Source organism: Streptomyces sp. PTL18, from assembly GCF_059510295.1.
Genome location: NZ_JCAJZO010000003.1, coordinates 365,267 through 382,689, shown reverse-complemented (window position 1 = coordinate 382,689; position 17,423 = coordinate 365,267). Strand labels below are relative to the sequence as shown.

14 protein-coding genes are annotated in these 17,423 nt (G+C 71.7%); 4 read left to right on the top strand and 10 right to left on the bottom strand.

Going from position 1 to position 17,423, the window contains the following annotated elements; all coding sequences use genetic code 11:
• Positions 1-110 precede the first annotated feature (110 nt).
• Positions 111-911: a carbon-nitrogen family hydrolase gene (locus AC5WS8_RS08675; protein WP_496102708.1), complete on the top strand. Its 801-nt coding sequence runs from the start codon at positions 111-113 to the stop codon at positions 909-911.
• 8 nt (positions 912-919) lie between these two features.
• Here AC5WS8_RS08675 and AC5WS8_RS08670 read toward each other — a convergent pair whose 3' ends face one another.
• Positions 920-2,221 (bottom strand): MFS transporter, encoded by a 1,302-nt coding sequence (locus AC5WS8_RS08670; RefSeq protein ID WP_496102707.1) that lies wholly within the window; start codon positions 2,219-2,221, stop codon positions 920-922.
• An 11-nt stretch (positions 2,222-2,232) separates the two neighbouring features.
• Positions 2,233-2,916, bottom strand: coding sequence for a GntR family transcriptional regulator (locus AC5WS8_RS08665; RefSeq protein ID WP_496102706.1), 684 nt, complete (start codon positions 2,914-2,916; stop codon positions 2,233-2,235).
• Positions 2,917-3,123: 207 nt separating this feature from the next.
• On the opposite strand from AC5WS8_RS08665, the gene AC5WS8_RS08660 reads away from it, so the two are divergent.
• Complete coding sequence (locus AC5WS8_RS08660; RefSeq protein ID WP_496102705.1) at positions 3,124-4,026, top strand: D-alanyl-D-alanine carboxypeptidase family protein; 903 nt, start codon at positions 3,124-3,126, stop codon at positions 4,024-4,026.
• Positions 4,027-4,103: 77 nt separating this feature from the next.
• On the opposite strand, the gene AC5WS8_RS08655 is transcribed toward AC5WS8_RS08660, so the two are convergent.
• The 4 genes from AC5WS8_RS08655 to AC5WS8_RS08640 form a co-directional block, all read right to left on the bottom strand.
• Positions 4,104-5,498, bottom strand: coding sequence for a dihydrolipoamide acetyltransferase family protein (locus AC5WS8_RS08655; protein WP_496102704.1), 1,395 nt, complete (start codon positions 5,496-5,498; stop codon positions 4,104-4,106).
• A 10-nt stretch (positions 5,499-5,508) separates the two neighbouring features.
• Positions 5,509-6,486, bottom strand: coding sequence for an alpha-ketoacid dehydrogenase subunit beta (locus tag AC5WS8_RS08650; protein WP_496102703.1), 978 nt, complete (start codon positions 6,484-6,486; stop codon positions 5,509-5,511).
• A gap of 1 nt (position 6,487) precedes the next feature.
• Complete coding sequence (gene pdhA, locus AC5WS8_RS08645) at positions 6,488-7,684, bottom strand: pyruvate dehydrogenase (acetyl-transferring) E1 component subunit alpha (protein WP_496102702.1); 1,197 nt, start codon at positions 7,682-7,684, stop codon at positions 6,488-6,490.
• Between the two features lie 519 nt (positions 7,685-8,203).
• A complete protein-coding gene (locus tag AC5WS8_RS08640; RefSeq protein ID WP_496102701.1) occupies positions 8,204-9,781 on the bottom strand; it encodes a protein kinase domain-containing protein in 1,578 nt (525 codons plus the stop codon).
• Positions 9,782-10,163: 382 nt separating this feature from the next.
• Between AC5WS8_RS08640 and AC5WS8_RS08635 the strand changes: the two genes are divergently transcribed.
• The gene (locus tag AC5WS8_RS08635; RefSeq protein WP_496102700.1) at positions 10,164-11,783 is read left to right on the top strand and encodes a protein kinase domain-containing protein; all 1,620 of its coding nucleotides are present in this window, start codon (positions 10,164-10,166) and stop codon (positions 11,781-11,783) included.
• Between the two features lie 73 nt (positions 11,784-11,856).
• Here AC5WS8_RS08635 and AC5WS8_RS08630 read toward each other — a convergent pair whose 3' ends face one another.
• Entirely contained in the window at positions 11,857-12,402 is a 546-nt protein-coding gene (locus tag AC5WS8_RS08630; protein ID WP_496102699.1) for a bacterial proteasome activator family protein, read from the bottom strand.
• A gap of 276 nt (positions 12,403-12,678) precedes the next feature.
• Here AC5WS8_RS08630 and AC5WS8_RS08625 point away from each other — a divergent pair, with 276 nt between their 5' ends.
• Positions 12,679-13,734 (top strand): hypothetical protein, encoded by a 1,056-nt coding sequence (locus AC5WS8_RS08625; RefSeq protein WP_496102698.1) that lies wholly within the window; start codon positions 12,679-12,681, stop codon positions 13,732-13,734.
• Between the two features lie 71 nt (positions 13,735-13,805).
• Here the strand turns inward: AC5WS8_RS08625 and AC5WS8_RS08620 are convergent, their stop codons facing one another.
• The 3 genes from AC5WS8_RS08620 to AC5WS8_RS08610 all read right to left on the bottom strand — a co-directional run bounded on the left by AC5WS8_RS08620 (position 13,806) and on the right by AC5WS8_RS08610 (position 17,311).
• Positions 13,806-14,786: an NAD(P)H-quinone oxidoreductase gene (locus tag AC5WS8_RS08620; RefSeq protein WP_496102697.1), complete on the bottom strand. Its 981-nt coding sequence runs from the start codon at positions 14,784-14,786 to the stop codon at positions 13,806-13,808.
• Positions 14,787-14,921: 135 nt separating this feature from the next.
• Positions 14,922-16,427 carry a molybdopterin molybdotransferase MoeA gene (locus AC5WS8_RS08615; protein WP_496102696.1) on the bottom strand — a complete coding sequence of 502 codons (1,506 nt, stop codon included), beginning with the start codon at positions 16,425-16,427 and terminating at the stop codon, positions 14,922-14,924.
• Positions 16,424-17,311, bottom strand: a complete 888-nt coding sequence (locus tag AC5WS8_RS08610; RefSeq protein ID WP_496102695.1) for an NTP transferase domain-containing protein — start codon at positions 17,309-17,311, stop codon at positions 16,424-16,426. Before AC5WS8_RS08610 ends, AC5WS8_RS08615 begins: the two co-directional genes overlap by 4 nt.
• Positions 17,312-17,423: the final 112 nt, after the last annotated feature.

The following is a 17,423-nucleotide window of genomic DNA, read 5'->3' as shown; positions in this document are numbered from 1 at the left end:
GGCGGGTGTGTTGGGACGTTAAGTTACGCTGCTGCGAGGCACCCCGGCAGTGCTTTGGTGTGACGATCGTAGGCCTGTTCAGAAAGCTCGATTACCAGGACGGTGGTAGTGTGCGCGCCTCCTTGATCCAGATGCGGGTGGACGAGGAAGAATCGGTCGATTCGCGTCGGCGGCGAGCCGCCTCGCTGGTACGGGAGCAGGCCGGAGTCGATCTCGTGGTGCTGCCCGAGCTGTGGACCACCGGGGCGTTCGCCTACGAGCGGTTCGGCGCCGAGGCCGAGCCGCTCGAGGGTCCGACCCACGAGGCGATGGCGAAGGCCGCGGCCGACGCGGGCGTGTGGCTGCACGCGGGCTCGATCCCCGAACGCGATCCGGAGGGTCCCCTCTACAACACGTCTCTCCTCTTCTCCCCCTCCGGTGAGCTGGCCGCCGCCTACCGCAAGATCCACCGCTTCGGCTTCGACAAGGGCGAGGCGGTGCTGATGGGTGCGGGGACCGAGCCGGTGACGGTGCGGCTGCCGGAGACGACCGTCGGCATGGCCACCTGTTACGACCTCCGCTTCCCCGAGCTGTTCCGCTCGCTCGTGGACGCGGGGGCCGAGACGCTCGTGATCCCGGCGGGCTGGCCGGAGCGCCGGCGGTCCCACTGGACGCTGCTGGCCCGGGCGCGGGCGGTCGAGAACCAGGCGTACGTCCTTGCGTGCGGAACGGCCGGGACGCATGACGGAGTTCCGCAGGCGGGTCACTCGATCGTGGTGGATCCGTGGGGGGAGGTCCTCGCCGAGGCGGGTGCCGAGGAGGAGATCCTCAGGGTGGAGTTCGACCCGGCGAGGGTCGCCGCCACGAGGGAGCAGTTCCCGGCGCTGAAGGACAGGGTGCTGGGCCTTGAGCCCCCGCGCCGACGTCCGTAGGACGTGACCTACGCCGGTACGTGCACCGTCTCCACCCGGCTGGCGACGAGCCGCTCCCGCTCCCTGCGCGCCGCCCGCTTCCGCAGGCGCAGTATCTGGCCGAGCCCCACGGCCTGGAGAACGAACACGGCGCAGAAGGCGACGGTGTAGTCGTCCCCCGTCGCGTCGAGCAGCACCCCGATCGCCAGCAGCGTCGTCATGGAGGCGACGAAACCGCCCATGTTGGTGATTCCGGACGCCGTGCCCTGGCGCTCCGGCGGGTTCGCGGGCCGCGCGAAGTCGAAGCCGATCATCGACGCCGGACCGCATGCCCCGAGCACCGTGCACAGCACGATGAGCAGCCACATCGGTGCGTGCGCGGCCGGGTAGGCGAGGGCGGCCGCCCACACCGCCGCCGTCGCCCCGACCGTGCCGAGGGCCAGCGGGAGCCGCGCCGTGTGGTGCCGGGCCACGATCTGCCCGTACACCAGTCCGATCATCATGTTCGACACCACGACGAGCGTGAGGAGTTCACCGGCCGCGGCCCGGGACAGGCCCTGCGCCTGCACCAGGAACGGCAGGCCCCACAGCAGCAGGAACACCATCGCCGGGAACTGCGTCGTGAAGTGCACCCACAGCCCGAGCCGTGTTCCGGGCTCCTTCCAGGAAGCCACGATCTGCCGCCGCACGTACGCCGACCCGCGGTGCGGGAACGGCTCCGGCTCGTGGCCCTCCGGATGGTCCTTCAGGAAGAGCAGCAGCAGCACGAGGACGACCGCCCCGGCGAGCGCGCTGCCCCCGAACGCCGCCGTCCAGCCCACTCCGTGCAGCAGCCGGGCCAGCACGAGCGTGGAGACCAGGTTGCCGGCCATGCCCACCAGCCCGGCGAGCTGGGCGACCAGCGGACCGCGGCGGGCCGGGAACCAGCGCGTGCCGAGCCGCAGCACGCTGATGAACGTCATCGCGTCGCCGCAGCCCAGCAGGGCGCGTGAGGCGAGCGCCGTGGCGTACGACGGTGAGAACGCGAACCCCAGCTGGCCCGCCGTGAACAGGATGACCCCGATGGTCAGCACCTTCTTCGTGCCGAGCCGGTCCACCAGCAGGCCGACGGGTATCTGCATGCCCGCGTACACGAGCAGCTGGAGAATGGAGAAGGCGGACAGGGCGGACGCGTTCACATGGAAGCGGGCCGCCGCGTCCAGACCGGCCACGCCCAGCGACGTGCGGAAGATGACGGCGACGAAGTAGACCGAGACGCCGATGGCCCATACGGCGACGGCTCGTCGGCCGCCGGGCGGATCGCCGGGGAGCGGCACGGAGCGGGAAGTCACCGAACCGGACCTCATCGCACCTCACCCCGCGCCAGGTGGGAGAACCAGCTGACGTGACGGTGCACGACGCCCACGGCCACCTCGGCGTCGCCGGACCGCAGCGCCTGAAGGATCTCCGCGTGCTCGCTGAGGGTCTTGGCGATGCGGTCGGGGTGCGAGTGCATGACGGCGACGCCCATGCGCAGCTGGCGGTCGCGGAGTTGGTCGTACAGGCGGGAGAGGATCTCGTTGCCGCCGCTGCGCACGATCTCCGCGTGGAACGTGCGGTCGGTGACCGCCGCCCCGGCCAGGTCACCGGCGGCGGCCTGCTCCTTCTGGCGCGCGAGCAGTTCCTCGAGCCGCTCGATCAGCGCGGGCGGCGCGGGGACGGCCTTGCGGGCGGCGTGCCCCTCGACGAGCTGACGCGTTTCGACCACGTCCGCGATCTCCTGCGCGGAGACGGCGAGGACGAGGGCGCCCTTCTTCGGGTAGAGCCTGATCAGCCCTTCGACCTCCAGGCGCAGCAGCGCCTCGCGCACCGGTGTCCGCGAGACGCCGACCTCCTCGGCCAGCTCGCCCTCGGTCAGCAGCGTCCCGCCCTCGTAACGGCGCTCCAGGACTCCCCGTTTGACATGGGTGTACACGCGGTCGGCGGCGGGGGGTTGTTTGAGGGGCATCTTCTCGGGGGCTTCGGCGACGGACGGCGCTGCAGGCATGAGCACATCATAGATACAACACGTACGCATGCCGATGGGCGTCCATCATGCGGACGGGTACATCCGTCTCCGAATTCACCCGGGCAACCGCACATCCATGCGGGCCATTCACTAGTCTCACGAGAAGGCGGCCTCGTCATCCGGCCGTACTCCAGGGGCATTTGGATGCATTCACAGGCATCAGAGACGCAATCGGAGCGTTCAACTTTGACTACCGGCATCAAGGGCGCGCGGGTTCGCAGGGCAGTCGCGGCAGTGGTCACCACTGGAGCCGTGCTCACCACAGGAGCCCTCACCGCGGCGCCCGCTCAGGCCGTCACCACGCCCTCGATCGTGGCCGCGGGCGGCTACGCGATGAACAATGCGAACGGCGCGACGCTGTACACGAAGGCCGCGGACACCAAGCGTTCCACCGGCTCCACCACCAAGATCATGACCGCGAAGGTCGTGCTCGCACAGCCGAACCTGAACCTCGACGCCAAGGTGACGATCCAGAAGGCGTACAGCGACTACGTGGTCGCCAACAACGCCTCCCAGGCGCACCTGATCGTCGGCGACAAGGTCACGGTCCGTCAGCTGCTGTACGGGCTGATGCTCCCCTCCGGCTGTGACGCGGCCTACGCGCTCGCCGACAAGTTCGGTTCCGGCACGACGCGGAACGCGCGCGTGAAGTCGTTCATCGGAAAGATGAACAGCGCCGCCACGAGCCTCGGCCTGAAGAACACGCACTTCGACTCGTTCGACGGCATCGGCAACGGCAACAACTACTCGACGCCGCGCGATCTCACGAAGATCGCGAGCAGCGCGATGAAGAACTCCACGTTCCGCACGATCGTGAAGACCAAGTCGTACACGGCGAAGACCGTCACCAAGTCCGGCACCGTCCGCACCATGGCCCCGTGGACCAACACCAACACGCTGCTCGGCAGCTACCGCGGTGCGATCGGCGTGAAGACCGGTTCCGGCCCCGAGGCCAAGTACTGCCTCGTCTTCGCCGCCACCCGCAACGGCAAGACGGTCATCGGCACGGTCCTGGCCTCGTCGTCGATCAGCCAGCGCGCCGCCGACGCCACGAAGCTGCTGAACTACGGCTTCGCCAGGCTCGGCTGACGCCCGCCACACGCCAAGGGGGCCTGCCGCTGCCGGTCAGCGGCGGGCCCCCTTCACCATAGGCATGTCGTCCCGCGCTACGCCCAGGTGATCAACCGCTTCGGCTGCTCCAGGATCGCCGCGACGTCCGCGAGGACCTTGGAGCCCAGTTCGCCGTCGACCAGGCGGTGGTCGAAGCTCAGGGCAAGGGTCATGACCCGGCGGGGCTTGACCTTGCCCTTGTGGACCCACGGCTGGAGCTTGATCGCGCCGACCGCGAGGATCGCGGACTCGCCCGGGTTGAGGATCGGCGTGCCGGTGTCGACGCCGAACACGCCGACGTTCGTGATCGTGATCGTGCCGCCCTGCATCGCCGCGGGGCTCGTCCTGCCCTCCCGGGCCGTGGCCACCAGTTCGCCCAGCGCCTCGGCCAGTTGCGGCAGGGTCTTGTCGTGCGCGTCCTTGATGTTCGGCACGATCAGACCGCGCGGGGTGGCCGCGGCGATGCCCAGGTTCACGTAGTGCTTGCGGACGATCTCCTGGTTGGCCTCGTCCCAGGACGCGTTGACGTCCGGGTTCCGCTTGATCGCGACCAGCAGCGCCTTGGCGATCAGCAGCAGGGGGTTGACCCGCAGGCCGTCGAAGTCCCTGTCCTGCTTGAGCTCCTCGACCAGCTTCATCGTGCGGGTGACGTCGACGGTCACGAACTCCGTGACGTGCGGCGCGGTGAACGCCGAGCCCACCATCGCCTGCGCGGTGGCCTTGCGGACGCCCTTGACCGGGACACGGGTCTCCCGTCCGCTGTCGTACGTCACCGCCCGCGCCGGCATCTCGACGGGGGCGGGTGCCACGGGGGTCACCGGGGCCGCAGGGGCCTCGGGGGCCGGTGCAGAGGCCACCGCCGCCTGCACGTCCTCGCGCGTGATGGTTCCGTCCGGGCCCGACGGCCGTACCGTCGCCAGGTCGACGCCCAGGTCCTTCGCCAGCTTGCGCACCGGCGGCTTCGCCAGCGGGCGGACCTGGTTGCCGTGTCCGTTGAGATCGCCCTGGACCGCGGGGAGCCTCTCCTCGGCCGCCGCGGGCGCCTTGCGGGGGCGGCGCCGGGTGGAGGACTCGGCGACGCCGTACCCGACGAGGACCGGCTTGCGGCCCTCCTTCTGGGTCTCCTTCGCCTCGGACTGCTCCTGCGCCGCCGTCTCGACGGGCGCCTGCGCCTCCCCGACGGAGGTGCCGCCGGTCACGTCCACCGCGATGATCGAGGTGCCGACGTCCACCGTGGTGCCCTCCGGGAAGTGCAGCTCGCGGACCACCCCGTCGTACGGGATCGGCAGCTCCACGGCCGCCTTCGCCGTCTCCACCTCGCACACGACCTGCCCGTCGGTGACCGTGTCACCCGGCTGGACGTACCACTTGAGGATCTCCGCCTCGGTGAGCCCCTCGCCCACGTCGGGCATCTTGAACTCGCGCACGGACGCGTCAGTCATCGTCGTCACGACCCTCTCCTCAGTACGCCAGGGCGCGGTCGACGGCGTCCAGCACCCGGTCCAGGCCCGGCAGGTACTCCTCCTCCAGCCGCGCCGGCGGATACGGCGCGTGGTAGCCGCCGACCCGCAGCACGGGCGCCTCCAGGTGGTAGAAGCACCGCTCCGTGATACGAGCGGCGATCTCCGCGCCCGAACCGAAGAACACCGGCGCCTCGTGCACCACCACCAGACGGCGGGTCCTCTCCACCGACGCCTGGATCGTGTCGAAGTCGAGGGGGGAGACCGAGCGCAGGTCCAGCACCTCCAGCGACCTGCCCTCCTCCTGGGCGGCCGCCGCGGCCTCCTGGCACACCTTCACCATCGGGCCGTACGCGGCCAGGGTCAGGTCCGTGCCCTCACGCACCACTCGTGCCCTGTGCAGCGGGCCCGGAATCGCCTCGGTGTTGACCTCGGACTTGTCCCAGTAGCGCCGCTTCGGCTCGAAGAAGATCACCGGGTCGTCGCTCTGGATCGCCTGCTGCATCATCCAGTACGCGTCCGAGGCGTCGGACGGAGAGACGACCTTCAGGCCCGCCACGTGCGCGAACAGCGCCTCGGGGGACTCGCTGTGGTGCTCGACCGCGCCGATGCCGCCGCCATAGGGGATGCGCACGACGACGGGCAGCTTGACCTTGCCCAGCGAGCGGGCGTGCATCTTCGCCAGCTGGGTGACGATCTGGTCGTAGGCCGGGAAGACGAACCCGTCGAACTGGATCTCCACCACCGGCCGGTACCCGCGCAGCGCGAGACCGATCGCCGTGCCGACGATGCCCGACTCCGCGAGCGGGGTGTCGATCACCCGCTCCTCGCCGAAGTCCTTCTGCAGCCCGTCCGTCACCCGGAAGACACCGCCGAGCTTGCCGACGTCCTCGCCCATCACCAGGACCTTGGGGTCCGACTCCAGGGCCTTGCGCAGCGACTCGTTGATCGCCTTGGCGATCGCCATCTTCTCGGCCATGTCACCGTCCCCCTTCAGCGTCGGTGTCCGCGAACGACGCCTGGTAGGCGGCGAACTGGGCCCGCTCCTCGTCGACGAGCGCATGCCCGTCCGCGTACGCGTGCTCGAAGATGGCGAAGTGGTCCGGGTCCGGCATGGCACGGACCGCTTCACGCACCCGCCTTCCCAACGTCTCGCTCTCCGTCTCGAGTTCCGCGAAGAATCCCTCGTCCGCGTGGTTTGACGCCTCGAGATAGGCGCGCACGCGGGCGATCGGGTCCTTCGCCTCCCAGGCGGCCCGCTCGTCGTCGAGGCGGTAGCGGGTCGGGTCGTCGGAGGTGGTGTGGGCGCCCATGCGGTAGGTGAAGGCCTCCACCAGGGTCGGGCCGTCGCCGTTGCGCGCCCGCTCCAGCGCCCACTTGGTCACCGCGAGGCAGGCCAGCACGTCGTTGCCGTCGACCCGCACGCCCGGGAAGCCGAAACCCTGCGCACGCTGGTACAGCGGCACCCGGGTCTGCTTCTCGGTGGGCTCGGAGATCGCCCACTGGTTGTTCTGGCAGAAGAACACCACCGGGGCGTTGTAGACCGCCGCGAACGTGAACGACTCCGCCACGTCGCCCTGGCTGGAGGCACCGTCACCGAAGTACGCGATCACGGCCGAGTCCGCGCCGTCCTTGGCCACGCCCATGGCGTAGCCGGTGGCGTGCAGGGTCTGCGAGCCGATGACGATCGTGTAGAGGTGGAAGTTGTTGCTGTTCGGGTCCCAGCCGCCGTTGTTCACCCCGCGGAACATGCCGAGCAGGTTGGTCGGGTCCACACCGCGGCACCAGGCGACGCCGTGCTCGCGGTAGGTCGGGAAGACGTAGTCGTCGTCACGCAGGGCCCGGCCCGAGCCGATCTGGGCGGCCTCCTGGCCGAGCAGCGAGGCCCACAGGCCCAGCTCGCCCTGGCGCTGCAGGGAGGTGGCCTCGGCGTCGAAACGGCGGGTCAGCACCATGTCCCGGTACAGCCCGCGCAGCTGTTCGGGTGTGATGTCCTCGACGTACCGGTCGTACTCGGGGCTTGCCACCCGCGTGCCCTCAGGCGTCAGCAACTGCACGAGGCCGGGGTCGGCGCCCTTCCCGGACGTGTTGCTGGTGGTGCGCTTGGTGCCGGTGGTGCCGGCCTTGCTTCCGGCGCTGCGTCGCGGCTTGCGCGCGGCAGTGCTCTCCACGGTCACGTGTGCTCCTCCGTCGGTCCGGCCCCCGGGTTCGCCGGGTGCCTGGGTTCCCCTCGGCCCGTTCGGGCCGCTGGGAGCGGCTCCGCCTGCACCGCACGGACGCACGGGGTGGGTGCGGCTCGTGACGAACAGACGCGGAAGGTGCCCCGGCGAGCACCCTGCAAGGGGCACGTTACCCAGCGCGCCACATTTCTGTGAAACCCCTTCTGACCTGGGATTTTGCTTGGATTTCCAAGTAAATCGAGTCAGTCGGGAACAGTGCTGGTCACAGCCTTGCAGGGGGCCGGAACAACGGCACGTTATCCCGCGCGCCCGGAGGACGGGAAGACATCATCTGGAGTGACGCGGGTGTCGGACGTGTGGCCCGCCCCACTCGCCGGCCGTGCGGGGCACGACCGCGGGAGGCGGTCACGGGAGACGGCCGTGGAAGACGGCCATGGGAGACGGCCGAAAACGATCACGCGCGCGTGGTGCCCGTTCCGGGCCACGCGCGCGTGGAGGGCGCTTCACCGCGGGCCGTCACGGCCCCTGGCTGCCGCCCGAGCTGTCGCCGCCCCCGTTCGACGAGCCGGCCGGAGGCGTGGAGCCGCCGCCCGCGCCGCCCGAGGGCGTGTCGGAGGGCTGCGTCTGCGAGGGGGCCGACGAGGTCGGCTGCTCGCTCGACTCGGACGGCGTCGCCGAGGGCTCGGCCGGCGGCTGCTGGCTGTAGGTCTGCGACGGCCGTTGCGAGGGCGTCCAGTCCGAACCGCCGCTCGTGTCCGAGTTGTCGTCCGTTGAGGTGGCGGTCTGCTCGTCCGTGGGCGTCTGGCTGGGCTGCTGCTCCTCGTGCGACTGCGTGACGCTGGGCGTGTTCGTCGGACCGGTCCCGCCGCCGACCCCGTTGTTCTTCTGCATGGCCAGTGCGACGCCCGCCGCGATCGCGATGACCGCGAGGACCGCGAGGACCCACAGCTTGCCGCGCCCGCTGCCCTTGTTGCCGTGCCCCTCGAAACCGCTGTCGTCGCCGGAGCCGTACCCCGAGGGCAGGATCGGCTGCGGGATCTGCGCGGTGCCCGACTCTCCCGGGTGCGGCAGCATCGCCGTGCCGGCGAGGCCGGCGGCCGGGGTGTGGCGGCCGTCGTGCACCGCCACCGGGCCGGTACTCCAGGTGCCGGTGTGGCCGCCCTGGTCGTAGAGCATCTGCAGCGCGTACTGGACCAGCCCGCGCATCTCCTCGGCGGTCTGGAACCGGTCGTCCGGCTCCTTGGCGAGGGAGCGCATCACGAGCCCGTCCAGCTCGGGCGGCGACGCCCCCTCCGAGACCTGGGACGGCGGCACCGGGATGTCCTGAACGTGCTGGTAGACCACGGACAGCGGCGTCTCCCCCACGAAGGGGGGCCGCAGTGCCAGCAGTTCGTACAGCAGGCAGCCCGTCGCGTAGAGGTCGGAGCGGTGGTCCACGGCCTTGCCCAGCGCCTGCTCCGGGGACAGGTACTGCGGGGTGCCCATCACCATGCCGGTCTGCGTCATCGTCGTGGACGCCCCGTGCAGGGCGCGCGCGATGCCGAAGTCCATCACCTTCACGGCGCCGTTGTGGGTGATGATGACGTTGGCCGGCTTGATGTCGCGGTGCACGATGCCGTGCTGGTGCGAGTAGGCGAGCGCCTCCAGGACGCCCGAGACGATGATCAGGGCCTGCTCGGAGCCGGGCGCCTCCGCGTTGAGCAGCAGGTCGCGGATCGTACGGCCCTCGACCAGCTCCATCACGATGTACGGCACCGACTGGCCGCCCACGACGTCCTCGCCGGAGTCGTACACGGCGACGATCGCGTGGTGGTTGAGCCCCGCCACCGACTGGGCCTCGCGGGTGAAACGCGCCTTGGAGACCGGGTCCTCGGCCAGGTCGGAACGGAGCAGCTTGACCGCGACCGTCCGGCCGAGGCGCACGTCCTCGGCCGCGAACACCTCGGCCATGCCGCCCCGGCCGAGCCTACGGGTCAGCCGGTACCGGCCGTCCCCGACAAGTCCGCCGTTGCCCCAGGTCTCCGGCGCGTCCGACATCCCGCCGCCAGTCGCCTCGGGGTCGGACGGGCCCTGGGCGCGCTGCGTCTGTGCCATCGGTCCTCGCCGTCGTTTCTGCCCGCGGTCTGCGCGGTGGTTGGTACGGTCTCCGACGGGCCACGCTACAGGCTCCGCGCAAGGCTCCGGTCCGAGATGGATTCGAGATGGACCGGCCATCAAACCCCGAACCCGGTCCCAGCTGCACATTCCGTGTCCCGGCCGTACAACACCTGTAACGCTTCCGCGACGCTTCTTTCGCGTACGGTCACGGAACGGGCACCGAGCTTGACGTGTCCTTGCCCTGGGGCAGACTTGGCCGGGAATCGACCGGTCGATCACGGAACACTCGCCGTCGATCGCCGACGACAACACGGATATCGATCACGGACCGCGGGAGCACCAGCAGCCGCTGCCGCCGCGCCGATGGGGGACGCAGAACATGAGCCAGGACGGCGCACACGGCCGGTATGCGGGGCGCGCGCTCGCCGGCGGCCGCTACCAGCTGCGCGACTTGCTCGGCGAGGGCGGCATGGCCTCGGTGCACCTGGCGTACGACTCGGTCCTGGACCGTCAGGTCGCGATCAAGACACTCCACACCGAGCTGGGACGCGAGCAGGCCTTCCGGGAACGCTTCCGCCGCGAGGCGCAGGCCGTGGCGAAACTCACGCACACGAACATCGTCTCGGTGTTCGACACCGGTGAGGACGAGCTGGGCGGGGCGACGACCCCGTACATCGTCATGGAGTACATCGAGGGCAGGCCGCTCGGCTCGGTCCTCGACGCGGACATCCGGCAGTACGGCGCCATGCCGGCCGACAAGGCGCTGAAGATCACCGCGGATGTGCTGGCGGCCCTGGAGATCAGCCACGAGATGGGCCTGGTCCACCGGGACATCAAGCCGGGCAACGTGATGATGACGAAACGCAACGTCGTCAAGGTCATGGACTTCGGCATCGCCCGTGCCATGCAGTCCGGCGTCACCTCGATGACCCAGACGGGCATGGTGGTCGGCACTCCGCAGTACCTGTCGCCCGAGCAGGCCCTCGGCCGGGGCGTCGACGCGCGGTCCGACCTGTACTCGGTCGGGATCATGGTGTTCCAGCTGGTCACCGGGAGGCTGCCGTTCGAGGCGGATTCACCGCTCGCCATCGCGTACGCGCATGTGCAGGAGGAGCCGGTGGCTCCGTCCTCGATCAACCGTTCACTGCCGCCCGCGGTGGACGCGCTGGTCGCCCGCGCGCTGAAGAAGAACCCGAACGAACGCTTCCCGAACGCGGAGTCGATGCGGGGTGAGTGCCTGCGGGTGGCCGCGTCGCTCACTGCCGCCGCGCCGAGCATCGTGCCGGGCGCGCAGCCGCCGAGCGGCGCCGGTGTCGGCTCCGCGGTCTTCCCGCCGGTCGGCCAGTCGGCGCCGGGCCCCGTAGGGCCCGTGCAGACGCCGTACCAGCCCGGCCCGTACGGCGCCCCCGCCCCCTCGGCCGCCTACGCCTACCCGCAGCAGGGCGGCTACCCGACGCCCCCGCAGACCCCCGGGTACACGCCGCAGCAGACCGCAGCGACCCCGCCGCCCTACCGACTGCCCGCGCAGGCGCCCGCCGCGGGCGAGCAGAAGGGCAACCAGGCCGTGGTCATCGGCTCGGTCGTGGTCGCCCTGGTCGTGATCGTCGGCCTGCTCACCTCACTGCTGCTGCACAGCAACGGCAGCAGCGGGGACCAGGCGGGCGGCGGCGACGGCAGCATGAGCGCGCCCCCGACCGCGGCCGCGGGCCACCGGGGCCCGGACACGACGAAGACGATCGCGGTGACGAGGTGCACGGAGCCGGAGACGTCGTACGTCGACGCGGAGAAGATCCGGGTGCCCGACTTCTCCTTCAGGAACCTCACGTCGGTCAAGGCGTGCTTCCGGGCGGCGGGCTGGAAGTACAGGATCACGTCCGAGGACGAGAACACCTACGGCCAGGACACGGTCATGGACCAGTCCCCGGCGGCCGGTACGGACGCCGACCCGAAGCACATGCCCGTGATCGTGCTCATGGTGTCGACGGGCAACCCGGCGTGAGGCGCGGCTGACACGACGGCAGGGGCCCGGCACCCGCACGCCGCACGGTGCCGGGCCCCTCGCACGCCCTGGATCACAGGTACGGGCCGCCCGCCCGGCCGCCGGCGTGCCGGTCCTCCTCCCCGTCGGGGGAGCCCACACCCGGGGGGAGGGCGCGGCGCATCTGCTCCAGCTGGGCGCGTGCCGCCATCTGCTGGGCGAACAGGGTGGTCTGGATCCCGTGGAAGAGGCCTTCCAGCCAGCCCACCAACTGGGCCTGCGCGATGCGCAGTTCCGCGTCGCTCGGGATCGCGTCATGCGTGAAGGGCAGGGAGAGCCGCTCGAGCTCCTCGACGAGTTCGGGGGCGAGACCGTCCTCCAACTCCTTCACCGAGCTGGAGTGGATCTCCTTCAGACGCTGCCGGCTCGCCTCGTCCAGGGGAGCGGCCCGCACCTCCTCCAGCAGCTGCTTGATCATGCTGCCGATGCGCATGACCTTCGCGGGCTGCTCCACCTGTTCGGTCACCGGGACCTCGCGGGAGTCATCGTCTCCGGCGCCGCCGAGAGCCATCCCGTCCTGGCCCACGACCAGGATCTTCTGGGCGTTCTCCGACGACCGTTCGTTCCTCGGCATCTCCATGCCGCCATTCTCTCGCACCGACACACCTCATCAGCCAGGTGCCCGGTACGGGGAGTGATCCACCCCACACCGGAGAGTTCCGGCCCGATGTGCGGCGTCAGTGGGTGGGGCGGGGCGCGTCAGTGCGGCAGAGCGCGACGGACGGCGTACGGCCGAGATGCCGGACGCCGGGGTCCGTGTGACGCTGGTGCCGTTGATCTTGCCGCCCGAGCACGGGAGGGGGTCACTCGCGTGACTCCATGGCGTCGCCCACCGTCGAGGTTCCGCACGCTCCGCGTGGCCGTCCTGCCACCGGTGCTCACCACCACGGCCGTCTGCGGTCTGTACGGCATATCCACCTGCGCCCTCGCGTCCGCGGAGGGGCTGCGGCCCGCCCACGGCATACGGGCCGCCTCGCAGACCACGAGGGCCGTGCATCGGGCCGGGCCCGAGGGCCCCTTCCACAGCAGGTACGTCACCCGAATCGCGTATCCGGCCCATGAATCCATAGCCGTGCTCACGGCAGCCGCACGCACTCCCTCGGCTTCCCCGACCCACCACTCCGCCCCGGAGCGCACCTCCTCGGCCCCGTCGGCCGACCCACCCGCCGGCAAGGCACCGGCGTCCGGTACGGCGCCCGACGACACGGCCGCTCCCCGGCCCACGGCATCCGCGATACCGACGGGCGGCTCCACGTCCGCGCCGCCCGCATCCGCCTCGCCCACCACCACAGCCCCGGACGGGCCCGAGGAGAAGCCTCAGCGGCAGGAGCGGTTCCAGGATCACGCCACCCTGCATGACCACCCTGCTCCCCGTGGCCACGGACAACCGAGGGGCCACGGAAAACCCCAGCACCAGGACAGGCCCCACCGCCCTCACCAGCGCCAGGACCCCGCGCGCTCGCCCGCCCCCGGGCGCCCCGCCGACGACCCACCCACCGCCGACGACCCACCCTCCGCCGATCTGCGCCCCGCCGATCCCTCGCCCGACTCCTCCCGGGCCGGCAGTTGGGCGGGCGAAGGAAGGGTGCGGCCCGGGCGGCCGGATCTCGACCCACCGGACGAGGACGACGAGCCGAACTACACGGAGCAGGACCCGCCGTCGCCGCCCGAACGGATACCGGACCCGGGGGACCGCGACACCGCCGACCCGACCACCGGCACCCAGCCGTCCCGCGATGCGGCCGACCCCGTGGAGGCCTCCCCCAGCCCGTCGCAGGGCGCCGCCGGCTCCGCCCGCGAGACCGGCGCCGCGCAGCCCGCGGCCGAGATCCTCCCCCTCGGCAGCGGTCTGGTCCTCGTGGGACTCGGCCTGGCGCTCGCCCTCCTCGGTCTGCGCCTGCGCCGTGCCTGAACCGCCGGGACCACCGTCATCCCCGGACGACCGGCGCCCTCTGCGCCACCGTCACCCCCGGACGACCACGCCTACCGCGCCACCAGCACCACCTTGCCGATGTGCCCGCTCTCCTCGAGCACCCGGTGGGCCTCGGCCGCGTCACTCATCGGGACCTCACGGTCGACGATCGGGCGCACGTCCCCGGAGGAGATCAGGGGCCACACGTGCTCCCGCACCGCCGCCACGATCGCCGCCTTCTCCCCGAGCGGCCGCGCCCGCAGAGACGTCGCGGTGATCGCCGCCTGCTTGCGCAGCAGCGTGTTGATGTTCAGCTCGCCCTTCACCCCGCCCTGCAGGCCGATGATCGCGAGACGCCCGTTCACCGCGAGCGCCTGGACGTTGCGGTCCAGGTACTTCGCCCCCATGTTGTCGAGGATGACGTCGGCACCCGCACCGGCCGTGGCCTGCCGGACCTCCTCGACGAAGTCCTGTTCGCGGTAGTTGATCAGCACGTCCGCGCCCAGCTCGGCGCAGTAGTCCAGCTTCGCCTTGGTTCCGGCCGTGACCGCGACCCTCGCGCCCACCGCCTTGGCCAGCTGGATGGCCATCGTGCCGATGCCGCTGGAGCCGCCGTGCACGAGCAGCGTCTCGCCCGGGCGCAGATGGGCGACCATGAACACGTTCGACCAGACCGTGCAGGCCACCTCCGGCAGCGCGGCCGCGTTCCGCAGGTCGAGCCCCTCGGGGACGGGCAGCAGCTGACCGGCCGGTACGGCGACCTTCTCGGCGTATCCGCCGCCCGCGAGCAGCGCGCACACCTCGTCACCGACGGCCCACCCGGACACCCCGGGCCCGAGCGCGGCGATCCGCCCGGAGCATTCGAGCCCGGGGTAAGGGGACGCCCCGGGCGGCGGGTTGTAGAAGCCCTGCCGTTGGAGGAGATCGGCACGGTTGACGGCTCCGGCAGCCACGTCGACCAGCACTTCGCCCTCGGCGGGTACGGGATCGGGGACCTCGGTCCACACCAGCGCCTCGGGCCCACCGGGTTCAGGAATCGTGATCGCGTACATGAGAGGGACGCTACTCCTCACGGAAGAGCGACACCGAGCCCCCCGCACGGGCCTCCGACGGCACTCCGACCCGGATGTTTCACGTGAAACACGCCCCGTTCCCGATCAGCCCGGCCGAGCCGGCCCCGGCCGGGCTCATCCGGCGAACGCCCACGGCAGGTCGAGGAGCTCCGCTTCCTGGCCCGGACCGGCGCCACCGGGCGGGACGACCGCGAGGGCGTCGGCCGCTGCGATGCCGCGCAGCATGGCGGGGCCGTGATAGTGCAGCGGTACGGCCTGGTCGGCCCGTACGACCACAGGGATGAGCCGCGTGTCGTACGGATGACCATGGACGGAGTCCTTCAGCGGCAGCGTGTACGGCTCCGGCGCCATACGGCCGGCGAGGGTGCGCAGCAGCGGCTCGGCGAGCGTGAGCAGGCCGGAGACGGCGGCGAGGGGGTTGCCGGGCAGACCGACGAGGTGCCGGTCCTCCCGGATGCGTGCGAGGAGCATGGGGTGGCCCGGGCGGACCTGCACACCGTCGACGAGGAGTTCGGCGCCGACGCGTCGCAGGATGGGGTGGACGTGGTCGACGGGGCCCGCGGCGGTGCCGCCCGTGGTGACGATCAGGTCGGCCGTGGAGGACGTCACGGCCTCGTACAGGGCGTCGGCGTCGTCGCCGAGCCTGCGCACGGCCGTCACTTCGGCCCCGAGTGCGCGCAGCCACGGCGGCAGCATCGGCCCGAGCGCATCACGGATCAGTCCGTCCCTGGGGAGGCCCTCGGTGAGCAATTCGTCGCCCAGCACGAGGACGTCGGCGCGCGGCCGGGGCAGTGCGCGCAGGGCGTCGTACCCGGCGGCGGCCGCCAGTCCGAGGACGGCCGGGGTGATGTGGGTGCCCGGCGGGAGCAGGTGCTCCCCGGTGCGGCACTCCTGGCCGCGCGGCCGGATGTCCTGACCCTGCGAAATTTCCCGGGTGGCGTGCAGCCGTCCCTTGTCGTCGGTGCGGCCGTGCTCGGTGCGCAGCACGGCGGTGGTGTCCGGCGGGACGCGGGCACCGGTGGCGATCCGCACGGCCTCGCCGTCTCCCAGGGGGGCCGGCTCCGCGTGCCCGGCGAGGACCCCGTGGTCCCGTACGTCCCAGGGGCCGGGGCCGGCGACCGCCCAGCCGTCCATGGCTGAGGTGTCGAAGGAGGGCAGGTCGGTGAGGGCGGTGAGGGGCGCGGCAAGAACCAGGCCGAGGGCCGCGTCGAGGGCTACGTCGAGCGGTGGGCGACGTGGAGCGGAGCGGGCGGCGCGTTCAGCCGCCGCGCGGGCCTCGGGCCACGGCGTGGCACGGTGCGTGGAGGGGGGTGCGGCGGGGGCGTCGGTGCCACCCGGACGGTCCTGGGTGCCGCCGGGGTGCCGGGGTGGGCGGGGACCGGGCTCTGCGGTACGCGCCTCGGGTTCGGGAGCGGGCGGGCCGGGCTCGGGGGTGCGCGGGCCCGGGTCCCGGACGAGGGCGAGGGCCTCTTCGAGGTCCCGGTCGTGCTGGTCCTGCGGTGGACGGGCGGGGCGGGCCTGCGGACGGCTCTGCTCCCCGCTGTCGTTGGCCACGGCCAGCGCCTCCTCCATGTCGCGTTCCTCGATGTCCAGGTGCCCGTCGATGCCCCGCCCGGTCATCCGGAGCCCGGCCTGTTCTCGGCGGTGTCCTCCTCCGCCCAGCGCAGGGCGAGCGCGGCTGCCTTGCGGGCGGCCTCGGCGACCGCCTCGGGGCCGCCGTCGGCCCGTGCGGCGGCGTAGCCGACGAGGAACGTCGTCAGCGGGGCCGCGGGGCGGGCGACGCCGTGCGCGGCGTCTCGGGCGAGGTCGAGGAGGACGCCGGTGTCGACGTCGAGGTCGATGCCCAGTTCGTCCTTGACTGCGGAAATCCATTCATCCAACACGTGCCCATGCTCCCTGATACGTGATCGGGCTGCGGCGATGTCGTCCCAGGTGTCGCAGTCGAAGGAGGCGACGGAGTCGGAGACGCGGGTGAGGTCCAGTCCGGCGACCAGGCGCCGCAGCGGAAGGCCGGTGAGACCGGTGTGCTCGGTGGTGAGCCGTGCCAGCTCGCGGCGCAGTGCCGCTGTGCGGTAGGCGGCGACCAGGGGCTGGTCACGCCCCTCGGGGTCGGTCAGCACCGCCCCTTCGGCGCCGCTCGTCCGGAGGGCGTCCAGCAGTCGTCGTACTGTCCGCTTCGTGAGGAACGGCAGGTCGGCGGAGAGCACGACGGCATTCGCGGCCGTGGTCCGCCCGAGGCCCGCTTCGAGCGCGGCGACCGGTCCGGCGCCGGGTGGCTCCTCACGGGCCCAGACCACCGGGCGTGCCGTGGGCCGGGCACCGGCGACGACCACGGTGGTGTCCGCGTCGGCGCACGCCGCCAGCACCCGGTCGAGCAGTGCCCGTCCACCGACGCGCACACCGGGCTTGTCGGCGCCGCCGAGCCGCCGGGCGGCACCGCCCGCGAGGACGACGACGTCGTAGCCGTCGCGGCGGGGGTCGCCCGGGCGCTGGTACGCGGTCATGCCCCGAGTATGGGCGCCGCGTGGATCAACGCCACCCCCGGGACCTCTGTGCTCCCCGAGGGATCGCCGGGGCCCGTTTCCGGGGGTGGACCTGTATCCGGGGCGGCGCGTT

Bases quoted from the DNA above. Each gene is read 5' to 3' on its own strand.
- AC5WS8_RS08665 (WP_496102706.1), bottom strand. From the start codon at position 2,916: ATGCCTGCAGCGCCGTCCGTCGCCGAAGCCCCCGAGAAGATGCCCCTC.
- AC5WS8_RS08650 (WP_496102703.1), bottom strand. From the start codon at position 6,486: ATGGCCGAGAAGATGGCGATCGCCAAGGCGATCAACGAGTCGCTGCGC.
- AC5WS8_RS08640 (WP_496102701.1), bottom strand. From the start codon at position 9,781: ATGGCACAGACGCAGCGCGCCCAGGGCCCGTCCGACCCCGAGGCGACT.
- AC5WS8_RS08635 (WP_496102700.1), top strand. From the start codon at position 10,164: ATGAGCCAGGACGGCGCACACGGCCGGTATGCGGGGCGCGCGCTCGCC.
- AC5WS8_RS08630 (WP_496102699.1), bottom strand. From the start codon at position 12,402: ATGGAGATGCCGAGGAACGAACGGTCGTCGGAGAACGCCCAGAAGATC.
- AC5WS8_RS08620 (WP_496102697.1), bottom strand. From the start codon at position 14,786: ATGTACGCGATCACGATTCCTGAACCCGGTGGGCCCGAGGCGCTGGTG.
- AC5WS8_RS08615 (WP_496102696.1), bottom strand. From the start codon at position 16,427: ATGACCGGGCGGGGCATCGACGGGCACCTGGACATCGAGGAACGCGAC.
- AC5WS8_RS08610 (WP_496102695.1), bottom strand. From the start codon at position 17,311: ATGACCGCGTACCAGCGCCCGGGCGACCCCCGCCGCGACGGCTACGAC.